The organism is Legionella jamestowniensis (genome assembly GCF_001467745.1).
Taxonomy (GTDB): domain Bacteria; phylum Pseudomonadota; class Gammaproteobacteria; order Legionellales; family Legionellaceae; genus Tatlockia; species Tatlockia jamestowniensis.
Genome location: NZ_LNYG01000013.1, coordinates 821,154 through 845,693, shown reverse-complemented (window position 1 = coordinate 845,693; position 24,540 = coordinate 821,154). Strand labels below are relative to the sequence as shown.

The following is a 24,540-nucleotide window of genomic DNA, read 5'->3' as shown; positions in this document are numbered from 1 at the left end:
AAGAGTTTGACTGTGAATCAAAAAAGACCAATAAATCTTGATTTGGGAACAATGAAATTTCCACCAATGGCCATTGCTTCGATTTTACATCGAATTTCGGGCTTGGTTCTGTTCTTATTAATGCCTGCGATGCTTTACTTTCTGGCGTTGTCACTTCAGAGTGTCAATTCTTTTATGGAATTACAACAAAAGCTAGCTCATCCTTTCCACAAACTGGTGTTGTGGGCATTCAGTGCAGCACTGGTTTATCATCTGCTGGCAGGTATTCGCCATTTGCTTATGGATTTAGGTTATGGAGAGCATCTTAAATCCGGCCGTCGGAGTGCTATTTTTGTGATTGTTCTGTCAATAATATTGACTCTTCTTCTAGGAATCTGGATATGGTAACCAATATTACAAGTTTAACTGGAAATGGTTTAAAAGATTGGTTGATTCAACGAGTTACCTCTATTTATTTTGCCTTCTACTCGCTATTTCTACTGGGCTATTTGTTGTTTCATCCCGATTTGAGTTACATGGAATGGCACCAATTGTTTCATCACCTTGGTTTTAAAGTGGCAAGTCTCATTGCTCTATTTGCCATTTCCTTGCATGCCTGGATTGGAGTTTGGACGGTAACGACCGACTATATTAAATGTACAGCAATAAGGCTCACTGTGCAAATGTGGGTTCTTTTGTGGCTGTTGGGCCAATTTGTTTGGGGCATAATAATTTTGTGGGGGCAATAAGCATGGCAATTGCACGTAATAAATTTGATGCAGTAATTATTGGTGCAGGTGGCGCTGGAATGCGTGCTGCGTTGCAATTAGCCAATTCAGGTTTGAAAGTTGCATTATTATCTAAAGTATTTCCAACACGCTCACATACGGTGTCTGCACAAGGTGGTATTACTGCGGCACTTGGAAATGCTGACGAAGACGATTGGCGTTGGCATATGTATGATACGGTCAAGGGTGCTGATTATATTGGTGATCAAGATAGTATTGAGTATTTATGTAAAACAGGTCCTGAGGCTGTTTATGAACTTGAGCATATGGGACTCCCTTTTTCGCGCATGGACAATGGCAAAATTTATCAACGTCCCTTTGGTGGCCAATCCAAGAACTTTGGTGGCGAACAAGCGGCGCGTACCTGTGCAGCAGCCGATAGAACGGGACATGCTTTATTGCATACACTCTATCAGCAAAATCTAAAAGCGAAAACCCATGTATTTAGTGAATGGTATGCACTCGATCTCGTCAAAGATGCTCATGGACGCATTGCCGGCGTTACTGCCCTGTGTATTGAAACCGGGGAAATTGTTTTTTATCAAACCCGAGTTTGTATTCTCGCGACTGGTGGTGCTGGTCGTATTTATCAATCCACCACCAATGCTCATATCAATACCGGTGACGGGTTCGGTATGGCTCTGCGTGCAGGTTTGGCCCTTCAAGATATGGAAATGTGGCAATTCCATCCTACAGGCATCGCTGGTGCAGGGGTTTTAGTCACAGAAGGTTGTCGTGGTGAAGGTGGCTATTTAATTAATAAAGATGGTGAGCGCTTTATGGAGCGGTACGCACCACGAGTAAAAGATTTAGCTTCTCGAGATGTCGTTGCGCGTTCCATGGCATTGGAAATTCGCGCTGGGAAAGGGTTTGATCCTAAAGGGGTGGATCATGTTAAGTTGAAGTTGGATCATTTAGGTGCCGATTTAATTAAATCACGTCTGCCTGGAATTCGCGAACTATCAATGAAATTTGCTGGCGTCGATCCCATTGTTGAACCTATTCCTGTTGTGCCTACCTGTCATTACAGTATGGGGGGTATTCCCACTAACATGCATGGACAAGTTCTTACTAAGGAAAATGGTGCAGAACAGGTTGTTGAAGGTCTTTATGCTGTGGGTGAGTGTGCTTGCGTTTCTGTTCATGGTGCTAATCGCTTGGGTGGCAACTCGCTTCTTGACCTTGTTGTCTTTGGTCGAGCGGCAGGCCTTCATGTTGAAGAGCTATGGCAATCCGATCAATTACCCGATATGCCTTATGTTACTAATGAAGACGTTGAGGCCTCACTTGCACGGTATTATCGTTGGGAAAATTCAACAGAAGGCGAAAGCTTGACGGTGATTCACGATGAAATGCAACGTGTGATGCAGGAGGATTTTGGCGTGTTCCGCACAGGTGAAGTTATGGCAAAAGGTCTTCACCGTTTGGAAGCACTGCGTGAGCGCTTAAATAACGCTATGCTTAGTGATAAAAGTAAAATTTTTAACACGGAACGAATTGCTGCATTAGAATTGGATAACTTAATGGCTACTGCTTGTGCGACAGCACATTCAGCACTTGCACGTACCGAAAGTCGTGGCGCACATAGCCGCGAAGACTATCCTGCCCGTGATGATGCAAACTGGATTAAACATACATTGTATTTTGAGCAAGGTGATACCATTGATTTTCGTCCTGTGAATACATCACCTAAATATGTGAAGGCATTTGAGCCTAAAGAACGCGTTTACTAGAGAGGATATACCCGTGGCTGACATAAGAAATTTGAGCCTGTCTATTTACCGATATAATCCAGAGGCGAATCTTGAGCCTTACATGCAGGATTATGAAATAGCAATCCCGGCCAAAAGTGATCCTATGCTATTAACCTTGCTTGAACGAATTAAGGCTGAACAAGATCCTACTTTAGCCTATAGGCGCTCTTGCCGAGAAGGGGTATGTGGCTCTGACGGTATGAATATCAATGGTACGAATGGTTTGGCCTGTATTACATCCCTATCACAGTTGAAAACGGATAAAATTATTGTACGCCCTTTACCTGGATTTCCGGTGGTGCGCGATTTGGTGGTTGATTTAACGCAATTTTATCAACAATATGAACGTATCGAGCCCTATTTACAAAATGATACGGTTGCTCCTGCTCGCGAACGCCTGCAATCCCCTGCGGAGCGTGCTCAGCTCGATGGTTTGTATGAATGTATTTTATGCGCCTGCTGTACCAGCTCTTGCCCTTCATTTTGGTGGAACCCAGATAAATTTGTAGGGCCAGCTGGTCTTTTACAAGCGCGGCGCTTCTTGGCAGATAGCAGGGACACAGCTACGCAACACCGTTTGGATAAGTTACAAGATCCTTTCAGTGTATTTCGTTGTCGCTCAATCATGAATTGTGCGAATGTTTGCCCGAAGGGACTCAATCCAACAAAGGCAATTGCTGATATTCGTAAGCAAATGCTGACTCAGGAAACTTGATAGATTCTAGTGCTTGCTAGCAGCAAGTACGCCCTTTGGAGACAAATATGAGCGGTAGTGACCTGCAAAAGCAATGGGCTTCTTCCTATTTATCAGGCGGGAGCATGGCATATGTTGATGGCTTATATGAAGACTATCTTGCTGATCCTGACTCAGTACCAGCAGATTGGCGTGAAGCCTTTGATGCACTTCCAACAACTAATGGTGCAGCAAAAGATATTGCCCACCGTAATATTCGTAATTATTTCCTGGAAAATGCTCAACGAAAGCGAATGCCAGTTGCTGTTTCAGAGGACAGCAAACAATATCAGGTGGCCCATTTAATCAATGCCTATCGTGCCCATGGTCATCATGCGGCCAAATTAGATCCTCTGGAGATGGCAGAGAGGATACATGTCCCCAGTCTTGAATTAGGTTATCACCAGCTAAGTGATGCGGACATGGATCGCCAATTTTTTGCTGGTAAATATTTTAATGGCACACAAATGCCATTGCGTGAAATTTATCAAGCATTACGCGATACCTATTGTGGTAGCATCGGTATTGAATACATGCATATTTCTAACAATGAAGAAACGGAATGGTTGCAGGAAAAGTTAGAAACTGCTCGTGGACGTCCTGATTTTAATACGGATAAGAAACGTGACATTTTGGATGATCTAATTGCTGCCGATGGTCTTGAGCGTTATTTAGGTACACGCTATGTCGGGCAAAAACGATTCTCCCTGGAGGGTGGGGACTCCCTCATCCCCATGATGAAGGAACTTATACGGCTTGGTGGTGCCAATGCAGTAAAAGAGCTTGTAATAGGAATGGCCCATCGTGGTCGTTTAAATGTATTAGTTAATGTTTTAGGTAAAGAACCTAATCAATTATTCCAAGAGTTTGAAGGAAAAGTTAAATCAGAGCGTACTGGAGATGTTAAATACCACATGGGTTTTTCTTCAGATTTACGTACAGGAAATAATGCCATTGTTCACGTAGCCTTAGCGTTTAACCCATCCCATTTGGAAATTATAGGCCCTGTTGTTGAGGGTTCAGCGCGTTCCAGGCTGCGCCGACGTGATGATCTTGAGAAAAAAAATAAAGTGGTACCTGTGGTAATCCACGGGGATGCTGCTTTTGCAGGTCAAGGGGTTGTCATGGAAACGTTTAATTTCTCACAAGCGCGTGGTTATGCCACTGGTGGGACTATTCATATAGTGATTAATAACCAAATTGGTTTTACCACCAGCAATCCCTTGGATGCACGATCCACCTTATATTGTACAGATGTCGCAAAAATGGTGCAGGCGCCTGTGATTCATGTCAATGGTGATGATCCGGAAGCAGTTGTTTTTGCTACACAAATTGCCTTTGAATTTCGTATGAAATTCAAACGCGATGTGGTAGTGGATCTCGTCTGTTATCGCCGACATGGACATAATGAAGCGGACGAGCCATCTGTAACCCAGCCTGCAATGTATAAAAAAATTAAGTCGATGCGTCCTTTACGTGAAGTATATGCTGAAGCATTAATTGCCCAAGGGTTAATTTCAAAGCAAGACGTTGAGAAGCTGGTTGAAGCTTACCGTAATAAATTAGACAAAGGGCAAGCCGTTGTCGATATCGTACAAGGTGATTATGAAGGAAAAATTTCCATCGATTGGTCTCCTTATATTAATGCCAAATGGACTGATAAAGTAGATACCACTATTTCATTAAGTACTTTGCAAGAGTTATCCAAAAAACTTCTTGATTTACCGAAAGGTTTTGAGCTCCATCCTGTAGTAAAACGTTTATTAGCAGAACGGGAAAAAATGACTGCCGGCGACATTCCCATGAATTGGGGCTATGCAGAAACCATGGCCTATGCCAGTTTGCTACATGAGGGTTATGGAGTTCGCCTTTCAGGCCAAGATTCTGGCCGAGGAACGTTTGCCCATCGTCATGCAGTATTACATGATATTCAAACCGGTGAGACTTATGTACCTCTGGAAAAAACAGTCTCCAATCCTCATAAGCCCGTGTCTATTATTGACTCGGTGCTTTCTGAAGAAGCAGTTCTGGCTTTTGAATACGGTTTTGCCTCTTCTGAACCTACCTCACTGGTATTATGGGAAGCCCAGTTCGGTGATTTCGCCAATGGTGCGCAGGTTGTTATTGATCAATTCATAAGCTCGGGCGAACAAAAGTGGGGCCGTTTGTGTGGTCTTGTTATGTTGCTTCCGCATGGCTATGAAGGTCAGGGTCCTGAGCATTCTTCAGCAAGGCTGGAGCGGTTTATGCAATTATGTGCCCAACATAATATACAGGTTTGTACCCCCACAACCCCTGCACAAATGTTTCATATGTTGCGGCGGCAAATGTTACGCAAATTCCGCAAGCCATTGATTGTGATGACACCAAAAAGTTTATTACGCCATAAATTGGCCATTTCCTCATTGAATGAGTTGACGAAAGGTCAATTTCAAACAGTATTGCCCGAAATTGATAAACTGGAGGCAAATAAAGTAACGAAAATAGTTTTATGCTGCGGCAAGGTTTATTATGATCTGTTGCAAAGGCGCCGTGATGATAAACTCAACCATATTGCTATTATCAGGATTGAGCAACTGTATCCTTTCCCTAAAAAAGCACTAACGCAGGAACTGAATAAGTTCCCTCATGCGAAAAAAGTGGTTTGGTGCCAGGAAGAGCCTCAGAATCAAGGCGTGTGGTTTTCATCGCAACATAATATAAAAGATTGCTTAAACGATGATCAATCTTTAAGCTATGCGGGAAGAGGGTTTGCTGCTGCCCCTGCGGTTGGTAGCCCAATATTACATGCACAACAGCAACAGGAATTAGTTGAGCAGGCGTTATTAGATTGATTGAGTAATAATATAACAGAAGAAGGTATAACCATGTCTATTGAAGTTAAAGTACCTGCCTTACCTGAGTCGGTAGCAGATGCCACAATTGCCGCCTGGCACAAAAAAATTGGTGATATGGTCACGCGTGATGAAAATCTCCTGGATTTGGAAACGGATAAAGTTGTTCTTGAAGTCCCTGCTCCCGCTGACGGGGTGCTTAAAGAGATTTTCTTCAACGAAGGGGATACTGTTGAGTCTGCGCAAATATTGGCTAAAATTGAGGCGGGTGCTGCTTCTGACAAGAATCAGCAGCCAGCCAAAGAAGAAAAATCAGCCACTAAAGAAGAACCTGTGGTAGATGCTGAGGAAAAAGCCGCTGGTCCTGCTGTAAGACGAATGCTCGCAGAGCATAATTTACAACCTGGGCAAATTTCAGGTTCAGGAAAAGATGGTAGAATTACTAAAGAAGATGTGATTGCTTATATCGAGACGAATCGAGAGAAAACGGCAAAATCTACTCCAGATAAACAACCTCAGCCAGTTCCAATGGGGGCGCGTGAAGAGCGCCGTGTTCCCATGACAAGACTGCGTGCCAAAATAGCTGAGCGCTTGGTCCAAGCTCAACATAATGCAGCCATGTTAACGACTTTTAATGAAGTTAATTTAAAAGCTGTTATGGATTTACGGTCTCAATACAAGGATAGTTTTGAGAAAAAACATGGTGTTAAATTAGGCTTTATGTCATTTTTTACCAAAGCCGTAGTTGAATCACTAAAACGTTTTCCAGCGGTTAATGCATCAATTGATGATCAAGATATTGTTTATCATGGTTATTACGATATCGGTATTGCTGTATCCACTGAGCGTGGTTTGGTGGTTCCTGTACTTCGTGATGCCGATCAAATGAGTATGGCTGATATCGAAAAATCAATTGGTGATTCGGCAAATCGTGCCAGACAAGGTAAATTGTCCATGGAAGAGATGCAGGGTGGAACGTTCACTATTACGAATGGTGGTGTATTCGGTTCTTTATTAGCAACACCAATTATTAATCCCCCGCAAACCGGTATTCTGGGCATGCATAAGATTGAGGAAAGGCCGGTGGTAGAAAAGGGACAGATAGTGATTCGTCCCATGATGTACGTCGCCTTATCTTATGACCATCGCTTAATTGATGGTAGAGAATCAGTACAGTTTTTAGTAAGCGTGAAGGAGTTACTTGAAGATCCTTCTCGATTGCTGCTCAATGTGTAATTTTGAACGAAGTTTAACCGCAAGACCCGCATTGACGGGTTTTGCTTTTTTAAAGGGTGTTAACGATGAATTTACATGAATACCAGGCAAAGCAATTGTTTGCCAGCTACGGATTGCCAGTTCCAAACGGCCAGGTTGCTTATAGTGTAGAAGATGCACTACAAGTGGCTACGCAGTTATCAACACCAAGATGGGTGGTTAAAGCACAAGTCCATGCTGGTGGCCGCGGTAAAGCTGGTGGTGTAAAACTGGTGTCTACTAAAGATGAATTGGCAACCGTCACCAAATCATTGCTGGGCACACGGCTGGTAACTTATCAAACAGATGCTAAAGGACAACCAGTCAATGCTGTCCTGGTTGAAGAAACTTGTGATATTGCCCGTGAATTGTATTTGGGAGCGGTGGTCGATAGAGCAACGCGTCGTGTGGTTATTATGGCTTCTACAGAAGGTGGGGTTGAAATTGAAAAAGTTGCCCATGAAACCCCTGAGAAAATTTTCAAAGTGATTGTGGATCCACTTGTAGGGGTTATGCCCTTTCAATGTCGTGAAGTAGGCTTCAAATTAGGCTTAACGGATGAACAAGTTAAGCAATTTACCCAACTCATGATTGCCTTGGGTAAAATGTTTGTTGAGTGTGATTTAAGTCTTCTTGAAATTAACCCGCTGGTAGTGACTAAAAACGACCGTTTGCTTTGTTTGGATGGCAAAGTCAATGTCGATGGCAATGCACTTTACCGTCAGCCTAAATTAAAAGGGATGCGCGATGCAACACAGGAAGACGAGCGGGAAAACAGAGCGACTGATTGGGAATTAAATTATATTCCTTTGGATGGTACAATCGGCTGCATGGTGAATGGCGCAGGCCTTGCCATGGCTACTATGGATGTCATTAAACTACATGGTGGTGAACCTGCAAACTTTTTGGATGTTGGCGGTGGGGCTACTAAAGAACGTGTTAGCGAGGCATTCAAAATTATTCTCTCTGATAAAAACGTTAAAGGCATTTTAGTAAATATCTTTGGTGGTATTGTTCGTTGCGATCTAATTGCTGAAGGTATCATCGCAGCCGTAAAAGAAGTGGATGTAAAAGTTCCTGTCGTAGTGCGTCTCGAAGGCAATAATGCTCAACTGGGTGCTGAAATTTTAAATAAAAGCGATTTGAACGTTATCGCCGCAAACAGTTTGACGGACGCAGCGAAAAAGATTGTGGCAGCAGTTGCCTAATTAACATAAGAAGGCTTCCAATTGATAATGATGGAAGCTTCTGAACTTCATTTTGAGGCTAACAATGAGTGTATTAGTTAACAAACAAACAAAAGTAATTTGCCAGGGTTTTACTGGTAAGCAAGGTACCTTTCATTCAGAACAAGCAATTGCCTATGGTACTCGTATGGTGGGTGGCGTTACTCCTGGCAAAGGCGGCCAGACACATCTGGGTTTGCCAGTATTTAATACAGTTCGCGATGCTGTTAATGAAACAGGAGCTGATGCTTCAGTCATTTATGTCCCTGCGCCCTTTTGCAAAGATTCTATTCTTGAAGCAGCAGACGCGGGTATTAAGTTGATTGTCTGTATTACGGAGGGTGTTCCCGTTCTTGATATGCTTGAAGTAAAAGTTTATCTGGAAAACAATACCGATGCTCGTTTAATCGGTCCTAATTGTCCTGGTATTATTACACCTGGCGAGTGCAAAATCGGAATTATGCCAGGCTCTATTCATCTGCCGGGTAAAGTAGGTATTGTATCCCGCTCCGGTACTTTAACTTATGAAGCGGTTAAACAAACAACCGATAAAGGTTTTGGCCAGAGTACTTGTATTGGAATAGGTGGAGACCCTATCCCAGGTACTAATTTCATTGATGCGTTAACACTTTTCGAAAAAGACCCTCAAACCGAAGCCATTATCATGGTCGGTGAAATTGGTGGTTCGGCAGAAGAGGAAGCAGCAGAATTCATTAAATCACAGGTTAAGAAACCTGTTGTCTCTTACATCGCAGGTGTTACGGCTCCTGCTGGCAAACGCATGGGACATGCTGGTGCCATTATCTCTGGCGGAAAAGGAACCGCTGCAGAAAAATTTGCTGCTCTTGAGGCTGCTGGCGTTAAAACAGTACGCTCACCAGCTGATTTAGGGGATGCAATTGCTGAGGTTACTGGTTGGTAATAACCGCATAGAATAATCATGTCAGACCATGCCCTTTGGTGCATGGTCTTTAATAAAAGAATGATAAAAAATCTGCAGTATCCTGGCAATTTCTAATCAAATTTCGCTTTATTCTCTCGAAGTATTGACAAACCCCCTTCTTTGTGTACAATGATAAGTCTTTTTGATTGTTGTTTATAATTTTCACTTTAATGCGACCTGTCTTCTTCTCCAGGATGACAGAAGAACTGGTTTAATTGCCAAGTTTTAATGAATAAACGGGTTGGTCGCTGAGGTAAAGAACGGGCTACTTGTATCTTTAGTTCAGCGAACCATCATGTCTCTCCTTTTTTACCTCAAGACAATATTTTTTACATCGTAAGAAAGCGTTAGCTTTTGTTTGGAGGAGAAGCATAGCATGTTAAGTACAAGAGAATTAATTAATCGAATAAAAGCCCTTGCTGAAGATACTACACACTATGATTTACTATATGAGGATTGCCTTGGGGACTTGCCGACAAAAGACATTATAGCCATCTTAAATACATTTAAAGAGAAAAAGAATTTAATCTTTCTAGGTTTAGGCTTTAATGCACTTTGGTTAAAATTAGATGAACTACCCCAGATACTTGCTAGTTTACAAGGCATGGAATTGACCCATCTTTGTTTGTCCAACAACTACTTCTGCAAAGAGTCAGAAGTCATGATAAGACGAGCTCCCTATGGAGAGCCTTTACAAGTGATACCTTTAATAACCGGTCAAAAAATAGCAGCAGGATTATCTACGTTAAAGCATACGAAAATTAAACACCTTGATCTACGTGCTAACTTCTCATCGAAGAGCGAAATGAGTCACGCTCTTATGGGTTTAATAGATACTTTTGTTACGCACCTTGATTTAGCAGGCAATAGGCTTTGGGGCAGTGATAGAGCTCTTGATTTTAGCTCCAATAAACTTCAGAACGATGACCCTACGCGAGTTTTTGAAGCCTTGCAAGGTTCTTCCGTGCAATATATTAACTTGACTAATAATTGTATATGGAAAGCATCTGAGGAAACGTTGAAAAAATCATTCAAGGCGATACCAGAAAGCGTTAGCTCAATAGGCTTGTCTTTTGCTGAATTAAAAAAAATGACTATAGGTCAGCGGCGGGCTATTTATGAGCGTTTTCCAAGCATTCAAAACATTACTATATTAGATAAAAAAGAAATAGGACGGACTATTTTTAGAAAGCAGCAGACGAAAATCAATGCGCGTTTATTTGCCCAGGCCAAACGCACTGCTGAACTAGATGAGACATGTCTATTGGGCTTACTGCCTCTAGAAGTAATGCAGCATATTAATAATTATGCTGCAGAGGGTTCTTATCCGGGGATTTTTTTTGAAAATTTTGGTCCAGTGACTCAAGATGCAGTTAGTTCTGAAGCGTCAAAAGAGGTGTCTCTTAGTATTTAAAGGATTTGGGTATGTAGGTGTTGGTGTTAAATCAATGTCCTACATGTCCTCTATTTTTGAAAGAAACTATTCCTATCTATTCACTAGAGAGTATTATTTTTCTTTAAATTTTCTCTTAATAGCTTTATCAAATAGCACCTTTTGCTCGTCGGATAATTCAGCACGACGTAAAGCCATCATCTCTTCAATACTTCCCTGGATACAGTCAGGTGTTAGGCGATCGGTTATCAGTAAGCCATTCAGATGATCAATTTCATGTTGTAGTACACGCGCATAAAATCCAGTTTCTATCGTCTGGTGCTGGGTTCCTTCTTCATCATAAAAGCTAAGCTGTATTTGTTGATACCGGGAAACTTTTCCCGCACGGCTTGAAACGGAGTAACACGCTTCAAAATCACTATAGAACCCCTTGGCTTCTATCCCCTTATAGCTAGGATTAAGCAGAGTATGCATGGGATAAGGTTTTACATTATTACGAAGTAAGGCTGCTTCTTCAGGAATATAGATTGCCACTATTTGTAGATTAGAATTAACTTGAGGTGCTGCCAAACCTACGCCACCTAATTGAAATAATTTTTCTTTCATTCTCTGGATTAGAATCAGATTGTCTGCATTCAGTGGAAAGGTAACGGGTTGGGCAGGGGTTTTTAGTATGGATGTAAATTGTTTTTGCTCAATCGAAACGATTTCCAGGGCTTGTGTACAAGTGGTCATTATGAATCCTGTCAAAAATAAAATAAATGCATACATACTTAAAAACGAATGATTGTAAAAGACATTGAGCGATTGTGCCACCTTCAGGGGATCCTTCAAGCGACTATGTCGCTTTCAGGATGACGTTGGAGTTTTAGGGGTGGCTACATTTCGTCATTCTGAATGCAGCATGGCTGCATGAAGAATCTCCTGAATGTGGCACTAAGAACTATGTTTGTGAGTTCTTTTTCTGAGGTGTCCGAATGTGTCGGCTTTTAGGATGAGCTAGGTTAGTAATTTATTAAGGAACAGTAGATAGCTCATTACTAGGCGCAGCAACTATAGGTTCTGGCAAGGGTGGCTCGGAAACAGCAGAATTAGCCGGTGCAAATATTCCCAAGCGATTTGCGGCTATATAAACGGAGTTAGCAGTTGCAGGTTCAGTTGTCGGGGCATGTGTAGCCGCTTTTTCAAGACGCTGAAAAAGCAACTTATATTTAGGGGTATAAAGGTGTAGTGCTGAGAGTAAAGAGATAATACATTGGCCAATCCAGGCAAAGCTTAGAGTATTATAATGGCGATGGCGGTGCATGGTAGCCACAAAAATGGGCTTTTTTACTTCAAATGCAATCTCAGCCAAACGTTCTTCGACAGGTCGGTTACTTTCGGCTATTGTTGTTAAATTATCAATTAATCGAATCTTAGCTCTCAATGTATCTTTAGTTTCAAAGAAGTAACTTTTCTTTAATGTCCCATTTTCATTATCACGATTTTCATTTGTTTTTGGCGCATTACTAAAATAAATATCAAATTGTGCTAACGCTTTTCTAACCGCTTCAAGTTGAATAAATTTTGCACCATTAATGCGCTCAAACTCTTCAGCTTTTACAGCCAGTAATGATTTTACTTCCGCATTAATGTCTTGTTTGTATTGAGACTGTTGAATAATTTCAATTGCATAAGTCTGTAGAAAGGCTTGTAATAAAGAATTATATTCAGCCCGGGTGTAATGATAGTCCCGGTTATCAGAGATTATCTCTGTAAGTTCGCGTTCAAAGACATGTTTCGTATATTCAAGCCTATATTTTTCACTTTCTTTTTCTTGAATTCCGATACATTCTTCAAGGTAAGCAATTCGTTCATTGGCGGTGGCAATTTCAAATTCGATGGAGTTTTTACAACCCTGATAATGGCTAAGCACAGCATTTGCAATGTATACAATATTTTTTAACTCAGCTGGCTTTTGTTTTGTCGAAGATGCCAGGGCTTCTGAACTTGATTTGCTTGGGGAAAAATCATCTAACTCAAGTTCAATTACGCCATCTTCTTTTGTTACGAACTTATCCGACTTAAATTCAATAATATATCCTTCCTCATCTAATTGTGATTCTTCCTTGTTCTTTTCCCCATTTAATTCTATTTCTTGCTCCTCGTTCTTACTCTTGTCTTCTGCCATGGGAGGAAGAGGTACTTCTTGCTGTAGAAGAGATTCAATGGTTTGATGTTTTGTCTCTATCGGTCGACTTATTAGGTTTAAACGGTTTTGTTCTGCTAAAAGAAGAGGTTGTAATAGTTTGTATAATTTAACTAAACGAGCGCTTAAGATTTCCTGGACAAGAGGTGAGGCAGGCAAAATATGATTCGAATGGTTGTATGTATTTACCTCATTAGTGAATAATTTAAGCAATGTTATTTTGCTGTTAAGAGGCAGCGTTAATAGACGTTCTTTATCAATGTCTAAATCGTCTATATTACTAGTGATTAAAGCATCATCTCGTTTTAAGAGTCCCGTCGCAATCTGTTTTCTATTTTTAGCGGCTTCTATGCGATAATTTAGAGGGGCATGTGAGCTTAAAAGGGCCAAGTGTTCTTGAGAGTTTAAATGAAGATGTTCGAGCAAGCCTTTATGAAATTCATCCAACAGTGCTTTCATGGGATCCGATAGCAACCCTGGTCTTAACCCAAGTTTATCTTCCCATTCATCCGTGGTTATTAATATGCGGACGAAAAGATCATGACTGAGCTCTTCTAAGTGATCCATCGCAGCAGAGTGAGAAAGATGGGTAAATTGCTCGAGCTTGGCCTTTAGCTCTTTATAAAGGCGGTACATGGTAGGCGTTTGCAAAAATAATTGGAAATAAGAATTGGAGCTTACAATAATAGCTTCAATATTTAAGGCAGCCTGCTTTGTACGCTGGTTTACATGGTCTTTGGTGTTTGCTGATAACTCTTCATTCTGTACTGCAGCTTTAATATGTTCGGGTATTAACATAAAGCTTCTTAAGGTATACCATAAGCCACTGTATTGGACCACTTTTCCTTGGTATTTGGGATCCTTTAGCTCAACTTCCTCGCTTCCTACGACATAATTTTCCTGTTGCTCTGCAAATGCTTGGTAAATTGCTAATCCTTTCTCTTTTAATTCAGCTGCGAATAAAGATAAATGAGGATCGCGGGCTAATGTCTTAGCATGGGTAACTAACTCATCAACATGATTTTTGGCCTGTATGAGGTGATAGACATAGAGAGATTGGCTGCTTTTTTGATCCAGGCTTTCAAGTTGGATACAAATTTGCTCAAGATGGTACAAGCTATTAAAAATACGTTTGACCGCTATGACCTGATGAATTTCAAGTTGAGCTAATTCTGCATCTTCTATTTCTGGAAAGGGTACAACTTTTTCAGCAGATTGGCGTTTTAAACTATTAAACAGCGATTTAGTATTAGTGTCTGCGTGTTGATTTTCCGCTTCAGGAAAGGGTATACCATTTTCTGCAAACTGTAATTGCTTTCCTATATTATCAATTGTTTTCAGCTCGGCGCAGGTTTGTTCTAGATGATATTGAATGTTAAAAACACGCTTTATCGCAAGAATTTGTTTTTCGGTCAGGGCTAGTTCTGGATTGTCTGTTTTAGGCGTTTGACTGTCCTTTTCCAAGAAGAAAATTTCTTTTTCTGCAAGTTGTAATTGTCTTTTTAAATAATATATACGATTAAAAACCTGCTTATTATTAAATTGAGTATCAAGCAAATCAAATTCTTGGATACCTACCTCTGGGAAGGGTACTCCCTCTTTTGCAGGTTGCAATTGCTTTCTGACTATATCAAGATTTTCGAATTCAATACAAATTTGAATAAGCTGATAGCGGCAATTAAAAATACGCTTAATACCAAGAAGTTGTTCATTCTTAAGTGGGAGGTGGCCATGGTTTTCTGTCTCACTAGGGAAAATCTCTTTTTCAGCGAGCTGCAATCTTTTTCTAAGAAAATAGAGCTGATTAAAACTGCGTTTAATTTTTAGTTCACTACCTTGTAAGTGTGGTTTTTGGCCTACTATTTCAGGGAAGGGTGGCTCATCTTTCAATTTTTCTCTAAAGGGCGTGTTAAAAATTTCAATCAAATTAAATAAAGAAGAGCGATAAGCCGCTACCATTTGGGAGTAGTTGGTATGTTTAAGAACAAAATTGGCTCGTTTGTCTGTATTTATATCAGGAATCAAATCTCGTGAAACTACGCCTGCTACGTATTTCTGCTCGGCAAGTGAAGTATATTGTTTTGCTCTTTCTGCAGTAAGAGCAATTAAACATTCAAGCTGAGCTAAAATTGGGATAATGTCATCTTCTGTGAATAGCTGTTTAAACACAGTTGAAACAAGGAGGATATAATCAGTCGCAGAATAATCAATAATCATATCGAGCTTGGGTATTTTCTGCCCAAGTAAAGGCTTCTCGCTTAAAAGATCAACCATTGTCCTATCTTTTCTTTCGGCTTCCTCGACGGAAAGAAGACTCTCTACCAGATAAGGTTGAAACAGACTATACCAAAGGCGGAGTTGCCGCTTTGTTTTAGGGTTGATATTTTTCTTTGAGTCGTGCTCATCCTCATAAAGGAAATTTAAAAATGAATGCAAGGCCATTTGAGCTTCGTTTAATTGCAAACATCTTTTTTGGTAATAATGTGCTAGGGTTTCTGCCTGACCAACAGTAAGTGCTTCATTATTGGTTATCCATACATTTTCAGTATCCTTACTAAATTGCAGATGCTGATGTTCAGGTGCTGTAGGATTAATACCTAAAAGTTTGGCTTCATCAAAACAATTAAGTTCCGCCCTACGTTGATAAGGATAAATATCAATATCGGTATTATTTTCAACGAAACTAATAATGTCTTTATTCAATTCAATATGAAGTCGCTGAGTAGCTCGTTCCTTTGCTAGGGCCGTTTGTAGTTTCGTTTTCAATGGGATTAAACTTGTTACAGCGACTGGGCCTGCGGTACCTGTTAACCAATGCCAAGGTCTTTGCAAGTTGCGGGAATAACTATTTTCTGATGTTAAGTCTCTTATAATCAGATTAGATAACTCAGGGTTAATGGCTTTAACATAGGGTAGTAAGAATTTCAATTCTCGCTTTAACGCATCTTTTTCTGCTTCAGGAAGGTTTAATAAAGAATAGTTAGAATACTGTTTGTTCTCGATGATGGCAAAAAAATTGTCTAATGCGATTTGGGCTGAGGTTTGTTTTGTTAAATTCCAATGAGCAATCGCTATTCGTTGTCTGGTTTTTTCAAGGCGTCTGTCAGCAAATTGGGCATCCTCAATGGTTAGTAATTCTTCACCTTCTTTAGGAAAATCAACAAATTTTGCAGCATAAAACGCCATTAGCTCATAGAGCGGCTTAATTTGAGCCATCATAGGTTGGGAAAGAGTGCCTGGATTTAATAACCCTTCGTCTTCCAAACGATCAGCGAGACTAAATAATTCTGGGAGTAGCTCATATTTTAGCCTTCTCAGGTTATGGCGAATGACATCTTGTGAAGAGTCATTCGCATAGCCTATTTGTTCAAGACTGGTCATAGATAAGCTTATGATTTCACGAATTATTTTTATATAATTAAGTGCTTTGAAGGAGATAAAAATGTCATCGCTTTGTAAATTTTCAATTGAATTTAACAGTCTAAATGCCTGTTCCTGCAACTCATCAAGCTTTGCTTTATTTATTGTAGGCTGATAAGTAGAAATCTGTGGTCCATATTGTTGAATGTATGTGGTTAATTGATGAATATATCCTGGCAAAACTGCGCCAAAATGGGCAAGAAAATCATAATCATAATTCCCATCATTGGGTTTCATTTGTGCAATGGCAGTACCACTTATAACACCAGCCTTGTGGCCAATAGGATAGTTTTTTAAAATAGAAGAAAATTCAATGGCACTGTCTTTATGTGAATCAGCAAATGTCTTTATAGGAGCTAAAATTTGCAAGGCTTGCTGAATCTCGCTTCGGAACAGTTCAGGAAAGTCTATGTCAAGATGAGTTAATAAATAACTTGCCTTGTAACCATGTTCAATAGTTTTGTAATAGAGCTTTTTAAGATCCTGAAATTTTTTATCGCCATTTCTTAGGTTTACCGATTGTAAATCTTCAAAAGCTAATTGGGCGTGGTATAGCGCGTTGATAACTTGTTTAAGTTGGACAATTTGTTTCGGTTGTGACTCAAAATTGGTAAAGGGTTCACCTTCTTTATTGGGTTGACTGAAAAAACATGAGGCTTTGCTACTGAAATAAGACCCCTGCAGGGTAAGGATAAATTTTTCCCTTAAGCTTTTTAAAAAACTGGCGATATCTTCTTCTTTGAAGTTGTCAAGGAGCTTAAGGTATTTCTCTATCATTCTGTAATTAATATGCACATGTTTTTGCGTTCTAATACTATAGGATTTTTATTAAGAAAACATTAACTGTCTTAAAATCTGTTTCTTTTTTTGTGCCGGAAAAAAATTGGAGTCGCGTCTTTGTGAGCTGCAAGTGAAGCCATTTTGAAATAATCTTATCCCTATCTACTGCGGCTGGTCGGCAGTATCCATAGGTTCCACTCCCTCACTTTGGACTTCTGGTACCCGAACGAGTCGCGGTAGGTAGGAAAAAGTTGAATAAATAATAAAAAGATCGTTACGGATTTCTTCGCTGAAGCAATTAATACGACTTTTGAACAAAAATTTGTTCTGGATTTGCTTCACTTTGTTAGCAACGACTATATAAAAAATTTTGTCTAACACAGAGTTTCTTTATTGTAAGAATACCGTTTTTGTATACCATCTATTACCTGGATGATAAAAAAGGCTTAAAAATGAAAAACTGGAGAACGCTAGCGGATATACGACGAGAATATGGTGAGCTGGCTTTATCAGAAGAAAATTTGCCGGATTCACCCATAGAGCAATTTAGGGTGTGGTTTGAAGAAGTATTGCCAGTTGAAAAAAGTGATCCCACCGCTATGGTTCTTTCAACGGTTGATGAGAAAGGTTTCCCGGATTCAAGGGTCGTTTTACTAAAGGGACTGGAGGAAGGGGCGTTTATATTCTACACCAATTATCAAAGTACCAAGTCACTGCAATTAAGCCACACGCCTTATGCATGTTTAAATTTTTATTGGCCCCAGATGGCACGCCAAGTACGTGTTCGAGGACGTGTTAAGAAGACAAGCAGGCGGCAATCAGACAGTTATTTTGCCTCAAGACCTTTAACTAGCCAGCTGAGTGCTGTTATTTCTGCGCAAAGTAAGCCCATTCCTGACAGAAAGACCCTGGAGGATGCGTTAAATCGTTTAATTGCAGAACATGGCCAGGAGCCTATTGTTCGTCCTGTGAATTGGGGGGGATATATGATAATTCCTGATGAAATAGAGTTTTGGCAAGGGCGAAATAACCGTTTGCACGATAGAATTTATTACCACAAGAAAAAAGGCAAATGGATTTATTACCGTTTGGCACCATAAATGCATTAACAATTTCAGGTTTGTTAGCAGTTGTTTTGTCAAGAAAGAGTAAAAAAGTTATACATAAATGTAAGTTAAATTTACGAGGCGTAGAATGAGGGATAAATGAAGTGTGAATGATATTGAAATGGAGACACTTCAGTTTGGGAAATTTAGAATGACAAGATTTACGCAGACGCTAAGAGAGGGTATCAATATGAATGAAAAAAATGCGTTGTTACCACACATTAAATTGCGTTTTAACATCGAACATCCAAACCTTGAAGAATGTTATGCTTATGGTTATGAATGTGCTTTGGCAGAAGTCAGTGAAGAAGCTAATCCCTATCAGTACGGGAGTGCGGAATACGAGCAATGGACTGAAGGTTGGTGGGCTGGCTTTTATGGTGAAAAACCACTTTATGAGCTTGCTGAATTATTAATAGAACCTGAGGCTAATGAAAAAGAAGCTGCCAATGATTACGTTTACAACACGAACCACAAAGTAAGCCCAAGTTTTCTTTCAACGGTACTAAAAATTACCGGTGCTATTGCCGCAACGGCTGTGGTAGGTTATCAAGTTCTGGATTTGGTCGCATAGACTTATGTTGTCCATGCTCCAGTTGTCCAAATTTGATTTATTTTAATTATTCTAGAGACGCGATATCTCGCGGATCTAGAATTTTATAAAAATACAATCTATTTAAATAATTTCAAAACCATGCTTCTCATCCTGGCTAATTCAGCCGGATTAAACTCTTTATACAACGAACTACCAATATTTAGGCAGACTGTGACGTTATCCCCTATACCTTTTAATAAATCAACGCCAGACAAATGTAGCACATGAATCTCATTACGAATTTCTTGGGCCCACTGATCCAGATAATCTTTATTAGTAAAAACGGGCAGAAATACCTGGCCGTTCTCTTCAAGATATAGAACTTCAGGGAGATCAGGATTAGAATTTTTATCAATGGGAATAATAAAGTTAGCCTTAATAAATTCAAGATAGGCTTTATTTGACTCATTATTCCCTCCTAATGAGTCGTATGCATTCTTGATCGCTTGTTCAAGTTCGTTCATTGTGTTACTCAAGTAAAAACTATTAGTATATCTAAAATAAAGACTAATTTCTGTAAAATTATAGGCTTCACTTTGTACAGTACAAAGACACTTCCCTTAAAGGCCCCGGCACTCCTTAAGCCCTGGATCGGGCAATGTGTTGAAATAATTGTCGGTAGCAGTATAATGTAGAATTGATTTTTGCCAATTTAATGACCAACCTACTGTTTTAAATGCAATTTTATTAATTCAAGTCGTCTAGGATGGAAACGGTAACAGAGTGAATTTATGAATATGATAGCAATGTCTCGGAGTCAAAAAGAGGGCCGTATCAGTCAATTAGGTTTTGCCTGGATTGTTTGGGGATTAGCTGCAGCCTTTTATTTTTCTGATTATATGGCCCGGGTAGCCCCGGGAGTAATGCACCGTAGCTTACAAATTGACTTTGGTATTAATGAAGCAGGGTTTGGCATCTTAACCGCCTCTTTTTATGTTCCTTATATTCTTATGCAGATTCCAGTTGGCCTTACTGTTGATCGTGTGAGTATACGCGCAATATTAACGATTATGTCGCTGGTAACCGCACTAGGCTGTGGTGTATTCGGTCTTGCAGATGGTTTGGCGATGGCGTCTGTAGGCCGTATGTTAATTGGTTTTAGCGCCGCTTTTGCATTTGTGAGTGCTTTGCGTTTGGCAACGTCGTGGTTTCCACCAGCCATGCTTGGTTTATTGGCTGGATTAACCCAGGCTTTAGGGATGTTGGGTGCCGCAGCGGGGGAAGCCCCTGTTTCATTCTTGGTTGCCAATGTGGGTTGGCGGCATAGTATGCTTATCATTGCCTTTTTATTCATTGCTTTGGCTGGACTTCTCTACCAATTTGTTCAGGATAAACCTGGCACTAAGCGTCATGAAATGAAAAAGACTGAACCAGGGATTAGCATTCTTGGTAGTTTGCGCATTATTTTATCCCATCGTCAAATTTGGATTAATGCCCTTTATGCTGGCTTTTTATTTGGCCCTACAGCGGTAATTGGTGAAGCGATAGGACCTGCCTATTTGCAATATGGTCGTGGTTTAACAGCACATGCAGCCGCTTTTGCAACAGGATTAATTTTTATCGGTTGGGGAATAAGTGGCCCTTTATCAGGGTGGTTATCTGATAAAATAGGACGCAGAAAACCACTCATGGTTTTTTCAGCCTTAAGTGGAATTATATTGACCTCTCTGTTTGTATTTTATCCGGGAATGGATCAAACGTTCGCCTATGTGATCTTTTTTATTTTTGGTGTTACTAATACTGGGGTGGCTATAGCCTATGCGGTATCCACCGAAATTTGTGAAAGTCAGGTAATAGGGACTTGCATTGCTTTTACCAACATGATATCAATCTTTGTTGGTGCGCTGATGCAGCCACTGGTGGGGCGTTTGGTTGACCTCACTGCTGGTGCCCGCGCCTATAATCTAGAGGCACTGTTACTTTCTGATTTTCAGGCCGGCTTAAAAATCCTACCTCTCTGTTCTTTGGTCGCTTTAATTTTAGCACTCATGGTCAAAGAAACGTATTGCCAGCCTATACGTAAACTATAATAACTGGCTGTATTTATGAATTTTTTTTGTAATGGCTTGGCGAGTTGGTGAATCTCGTGTTTTAATTAAGGCGGTGCCTCTCGTCCGACGTGATTAGTTATAGAGGCGAACATTAACACGGAGATAATATGAAAAAATTCATAGGATTAGTGGTTATTCTAGCCGTTCTAGTCCTCGGTTCTTATTATGGTATGGGCTATCTTACTGAGCAGAAAGTTAAAGAAAGTCTTAATTTTGTGAATCGATCAAATGGACTAGCTGCTACGATCGTTGAATATGATCGCGGTTGGTTTACCTCTAAAGCCAAATTCGATTGGCGCGTTCATGTTCCTGAGCAGACCATTCAAAACAATGGCCAAACTCAAACAATTCCTGCAAAAGATTATAAAATACAAATGCCTGTCACCATTTATCATGGTCCGGTCATATTTTCTGAACAAGGTGTAAAATTTGGCTTGGGTTATGCCCATACTAATTTAACTATGCCCGCAGAATATGCAGAACAATTTAATAGTTTATTTACAAATCAATCAACACAACCCAATGTAGTAATTAACTTTTTTGTAAATTACTTGGGTAACAGCAGCATTGATATGTCTGTGCCAGCATTTAAATTATTTGCAAAAGATGGTAATGCAACTTTTGAATGGATGGGAATGTCAACCTCAACCAATGTCTCTTCTGATCACGATAAAGTCGGAGGTAACATCACTATTGAAGGATTGACTTTCAAGAAAGATCAAGTCAATACAAAAATGTCCGCCGTTACTAGCGAATATAATCTTCATAGAACAGACACGGGATTATTCTTAGGAGACGCGAGCCTATCTTTCCCATCTTTTGTTGTGATGGACAGTGATAAAAAATTGTTTGAATTAGGGCAATTTGATATTCATTCTGATTCTGATATAGAAGATGGCTTATTTAGCTCTCATGTTAAAACCTCCGTTGAGAAAATAGTAGCTAATGGTAAAACTTACGGTCCCGGGAGTCTGGAAGTAGCTATCCGCAATCTCGATGCTGATGCTTTGGCAAAACTGAATCAGCAAGCACAACAAGTGCAGCAAGGTACGGATGCAGAACGTCAGCGGGCAATGTTGGCAATGCTGCCTGAATTACCAAAGTTATTCAGTAAAGGAGCTGAGTTTGAAGTTACAGAAATGAATTTCGTAATGCCTCAAGGCACTGTTGAAGGTAATTTAATGATATCTCTCCCTAAGGGTGAGATGGGTAATCCATTTGAGTTAATACAAAAAATTCAAGGTAATGGAAAATTAAAAATGCCAGCCGTGGTGGTTAAAGAGCTAGTTACAGAATCCATTAAACAAAAGATGATGTCGCCTCAACAGCCGCAACAAAACGGCCAGCAAAATCTTGCTCAACAAATACAGCCGCAGAGTAACCCTGATGCTTCTGCTCAAGCAGCAGCCGGCTCATCAGATATTTCTCAACAAGCTGTTGCTTTAGCTGACAAGCAATTGGCGACATTGGTACAGAATGGTGTATTGGCACAACAAGGCACCGATTACGTAATTGAGGTTAGCCTTAATCAAGGTCAATTTATGATTAATGGTAAGCCTTATAGACCTGAAATGATGAAATTTTAATAAAGCAAGGAAATTATTACCATGAACCATGCTAGTCATGGTTCGATGCTTGTCCCTGATTTTAAATCAATTCGATTCTAGACTTGTCAGGAATTAGCTGATTCGGTAATATGCTCGTTTTTAAAGGAGGAGTTAAAAAGAATGACAACAATCAGTAATGAAGCTGGGGATGTAACAATGTCACTGGCCGAGAGCGTGACTCAATCAGTGCAGAAATATTTCGCCGAGCTCAAGGGAACTGATCCTGTTGATCTGTACCAATTTGTTCTTGAAGAGATTGAAACACCATTGTTCCGTGCTGTTATGGAGCATTGCAAATACAACCAATCACGTGCAGCAATAATGCTTGGCATTAGCAGAGGAACGTTAAGAACTAAGCTACGTCGTTATTTTGACGACAAGTACGTTGGTACAAGAGACTAATTTTTTGCTGTGTAGGCAAAAAAGGGAAGACAAATCTTCCCTTTTTTTTATTCAATAAATCTTCTGCTATTGAGGAATTTCTCGGCTGATTGAATTCTTACCGTTAGTAAGGTTTTAGAAATTTTTCCAGTGAATGAATATAGGGTTTTCATTTGTGTAGCTTGTTCATCGATCAATATTGTGAACCGTAAGGTTTGTGTTGGGTCGAAAGCGACCCAACTTAGGATTTTTTGCTGTTTGAATAGTTGAGCAAAGCCTTAACCTGACGACTATAGCTAGCTCAGCAATTATTCGGCAAACATAGAACTAACAGATTCCTCAACATTGACGCGTTTAATTGCTTGAGCCAACATATCAGCGAGGCTAACAACCCTGATTTTTTTACAATTTTTGGCTGCCTCCGAGAGGGGAATGGTATCAGTCACTACTACCTCATCTAATGAGGAGTTGGTAATATTATTTACGGCCGGTCCAGATAAAACAGGGTGGGTTATATAAGCTCGAACGCTGGTAGCCCCATTCTGCTTCAACTGATAAGCGGCCGAACAAAGTGTGCCTGCAGTATCAACAATATCGTCAATAATAATACAATGTCTACCCGCAGGCTCACCGATAATATGCATTACTTCTGACTTATTGGGGCCACTGCGTCGTTTATCAATAATAGACAAATCGGCATCATTAAGTTGCTTAGCCATGGCTCTAGCGCGTACCACTCCCCCTACATCGGGCGAGACGACCATTAGGTTGCAAAGATTTTGTTGTTTGATATCTTCCAACAAAATTGGCGTTGAATACACGTTATCTACGGGCATGTAGAAAAAGCCCTGTATTTGGTCGGCGTGCAAATCGACAGTAAGAACACGACAAATCCCAACGGAAGCCATCATGTCTGCCACAACCTTGGCTGTAATAGGAACACGGGCTGAGCGAACTCGTCTGTCTTGACGTGCGTAACCAAAATAAGGAATGACCGCTGTTATTCTCCCAGCAGAAGAGCGTCGTAACGCATCAGCCATGATCATTAGCTCCATCAAATTATTATTGGCTGGAGAGCAAGTAGATTGAATAATGAAAACGTCACGACCACGGACATTCTCAAGTATTTCAACCATGGTTTCACCATCACTAAATGTACCTACGGATGCTTGACCAATAGGAATCTGTAAGTGTGAAGCTATATTAAGGGCGAGCTCTGGTGTAGCGTTGCCAGTAAAGATCATCATTGTCGACATGTGCAAAAAACCTTTGATTTTAGTTTAATCAGGTAACTTTTAAACACATAGCAGAAGACAGCCAGAAAGATATAGTTATTATTTGAGCGATCCGGTGACGCATCCTTCCCGGGTATCTTCTGCCGTCTGTTTACTTGAATCAACAAGATTGTGGCTGGGGTGCTAGGATTCGAACCTAGGTATGCAGGGATCAAAACCCTGTGCCTTACCGCTTGGCGACACCCCAATAAGTTGTAGATTCTTCTTAATCAT

Annotated in this window: 18 protein-coding genes and 1 tRNA gene; 14 read left to right on the top strand and 5 right to left on the bottom strand. The window is 40.4% G+C overall.

Annotated features, from left to right (window positions below; genetic code table 11):
* Positions 1-12 precede the first annotated feature (12 nt).
* The 9 genes from sdhC to Ljam_RS08085 all read left to right on the top strand — a co-directional run bounded on the left by sdhC (position 13) and on the right by Ljam_RS08085 (position 10,925).
* Entirely contained in the window at positions 13-387 is a 375-nt protein-coding gene (gene sdhC, locus Ljam_RS08125; RefSeq protein WP_058449550.1) for a succinate dehydrogenase, cytochrome b556 subunit, read from the top strand.
* Positions 381-728 (top strand): succinate dehydrogenase, hydrophobic membrane anchor protein, encoded by a 348-nt coding sequence (gene sdhD / locus Ljam_RS08120; RefSeq protein WP_058449549.1) that lies wholly within the window; start codon positions 381-383, stop codon positions 726-728. The genes sdhC and sdhD overlap by 7 nt, the downstream gene beginning before the upstream one ends.
* A gap of 2 nt (positions 729-730) precedes the next feature.
* Positions 731-2,500: a succinate dehydrogenase flavoprotein subunit gene (gene sdhA, locus Ljam_RS08115; protein WP_058449548.1), complete on the top strand. Its 1,770-nt coding sequence runs from the start codon at positions 731-733 to the stop codon at positions 2,498-2,500.
* Positions 2,501-2,513: 13 nt separating this feature from the next.
* Positions 2,514-3,236 (top strand): succinate dehydrogenase iron-sulfur subunit, encoded by a 723-nt coding sequence (locus Ljam_RS08110; protein ID WP_058449547.1) that lies wholly within the window; start codon positions 2,514-2,516, stop codon positions 3,234-3,236.
* A 47-nt stretch (positions 3,237-3,283) separates the two neighbouring features.
* Complete coding sequence (locus Ljam_RS08105; protein ID WP_058449546.1) at positions 3,284-6,088, top strand: 2-oxoglutarate dehydrogenase E1 component; 2,805 nt, start codon at positions 3,284-3,286, stop codon at positions 6,086-6,088.
* 33 nt (positions 6,089-6,121) lie between these two features.
* The gene (gene odhB, locus Ljam_RS08100) at positions 6,122-7,324 is read left to right on the top strand and encodes a 2-oxoglutarate dehydrogenase complex dihydrolipoyllysine-residue succinyltransferase (RefSeq protein ID WP_058449545.1); all 1,203 of its coding nucleotides are present in this window, start codon (positions 6,122-6,124) and stop codon (positions 7,322-7,324) included.
* A 65-nt stretch (positions 7,325-7,389) separates the two neighbouring features.
* On the top strand, positions 7,390-8,550 hold the full coding sequence (sucC, locus tag Ljam_RS08095; RefSeq protein WP_058449544.1) for an ADP-forming succinate--CoA ligase subunit beta: 1,161 nt from the start codon (positions 7,390-7,392) through the stop codon (positions 8,548-8,550).
* A gap of 64 nt (positions 8,551-8,614) precedes the next feature.
* Positions 8,615-9,490, top strand: a complete 876-nt coding sequence (gene sucD, locus Ljam_RS08090; RefSeq protein ID WP_058449543.1) for a succinate--CoA ligase subunit alpha — start codon at positions 8,615-8,617, stop codon at positions 9,488-9,490.
* Positions 9,491-9,887: 397 nt separating this feature from the next.
* Positions 9,888-10,925, top strand: coding sequence for a hypothetical protein (locus Ljam_RS08085; RefSeq protein WP_058449542.1), 1,038 nt, complete (start codon positions 9,888-9,890; stop codon positions 10,923-10,925).
* Positions 10,926-11,018: 93 nt separating this feature from the next.
* On the opposite strand, the gene Ljam_RS08080 is transcribed toward Ljam_RS08085, so the two are convergent.
* Both Ljam_RS08080 and Ljam_RS08075 read right to left on the bottom strand, forming a co-directional pair.
* Positions 11,019-11,639 carry a peptide deformylase gene (locus tag Ljam_RS08080; RefSeq protein ID WP_082651603.1) on the bottom strand — a complete coding sequence of 207 codons (621 nt, stop codon included), beginning with the start codon at positions 11,637-11,639 and terminating at the stop codon, positions 11,019-11,021.
* A 280-nt stretch (positions 11,640-11,919) separates the two neighbouring features.
* Positions 11,920-17,289 (bottom strand): hypothetical protein, encoded by a 5,370-nt coding sequence (locus tag Ljam_RS08075; protein WP_058449541.1) that lies wholly within the window; start codon positions 17,287-17,289, stop codon positions 11,920-11,922.
* A 455-nt stretch (positions 17,290-17,744) separates the two neighbouring features.
* On the opposite strand from Ljam_RS08075, the gene pdxH reads away from it, so the two are divergent.
* Entirely contained in the window at positions 17,745-18,392 is a 648-nt protein-coding gene (pdxH, locus tag Ljam_RS08065; RefSeq protein WP_058449539.1) for a pyridoxamine 5'-phosphate oxidase, read from the top strand.
* Positions 18,393-18,588: 196 nt separating this feature from the next.
* Positions 18,589-18,972, top strand: a complete 384-nt coding sequence (locus Ljam_RS08060; RefSeq protein WP_058450762.1) for a hypothetical protein — start codon at positions 18,589-18,591, stop codon at positions 18,970-18,972.
* Between the two features lie 98 nt (positions 18,973-19,070).
* Here Ljam_RS08060 and Ljam_RS08055 read toward each other — a convergent pair whose 3' ends face one another.
* Positions 19,071-19,457, bottom strand: a complete 387-nt coding sequence (locus Ljam_RS08055; protein WP_058449538.1) for an SseB family protein — start codon at positions 19,455-19,457, stop codon at positions 19,071-19,073.
* 282 nt (positions 19,458-19,739) lie between these two features.
* On the opposite strand from Ljam_RS08055, the gene Ljam_RS08050 reads away from it, so the two are divergent.
* From Ljam_RS08050 to Ljam_RS08040, 3 genes are all read left to right on the top strand, one after another.
* The gene (locus tag Ljam_RS08050) at positions 19,740-21,023 is read left to right on the top strand and encodes an MFS transporter (RefSeq protein ID WP_131762337.1); all 1,284 of its coding nucleotides are present in this window, start codon (positions 19,740-19,742) and stop codon (positions 21,021-21,023) included.
* Positions 21,024-21,151: 128 nt separating this feature from the next.
* The gene (locus Ljam_RS08045; protein WP_058449536.1) at positions 21,152-22,630 is read left to right on the top strand and encodes a YdgA family protein; all 1,479 of its coding nucleotides are present in this window, start codon (positions 21,152-21,154) and stop codon (positions 22,628-22,630) included.
* A gap of 141 nt (positions 22,631-22,771) precedes the next feature.
* Complete coding sequence (locus tag Ljam_RS08040; protein ID WP_058449535.1) at positions 22,772-23,053, top strand: helix-turn-helix domain-containing protein; 282 nt, start codon at positions 22,772-22,774, stop codon at positions 23,051-23,053.
* 287 nt (positions 23,054-23,340) lie between these two features.
* Here the strand turns inward: Ljam_RS08040 and Ljam_RS08035 are convergent, their stop codons facing one another.
* Positions 23,341-24,288 (bottom strand): ribose-phosphate pyrophosphokinase, encoded by a 948-nt coding sequence (locus Ljam_RS08035; protein WP_058449534.1) that lies wholly within the window; start codon positions 24,286-24,288, stop codon positions 23,341-23,343.
* 151 nt (positions 24,289-24,439) lie between these two features.
* Positions 24,440-24,514, bottom strand: a tRNA-Gln gene (locus tag Ljam_RS08030).
* Positions 24,515-24,540 lie beyond the last annotated feature (26 nt).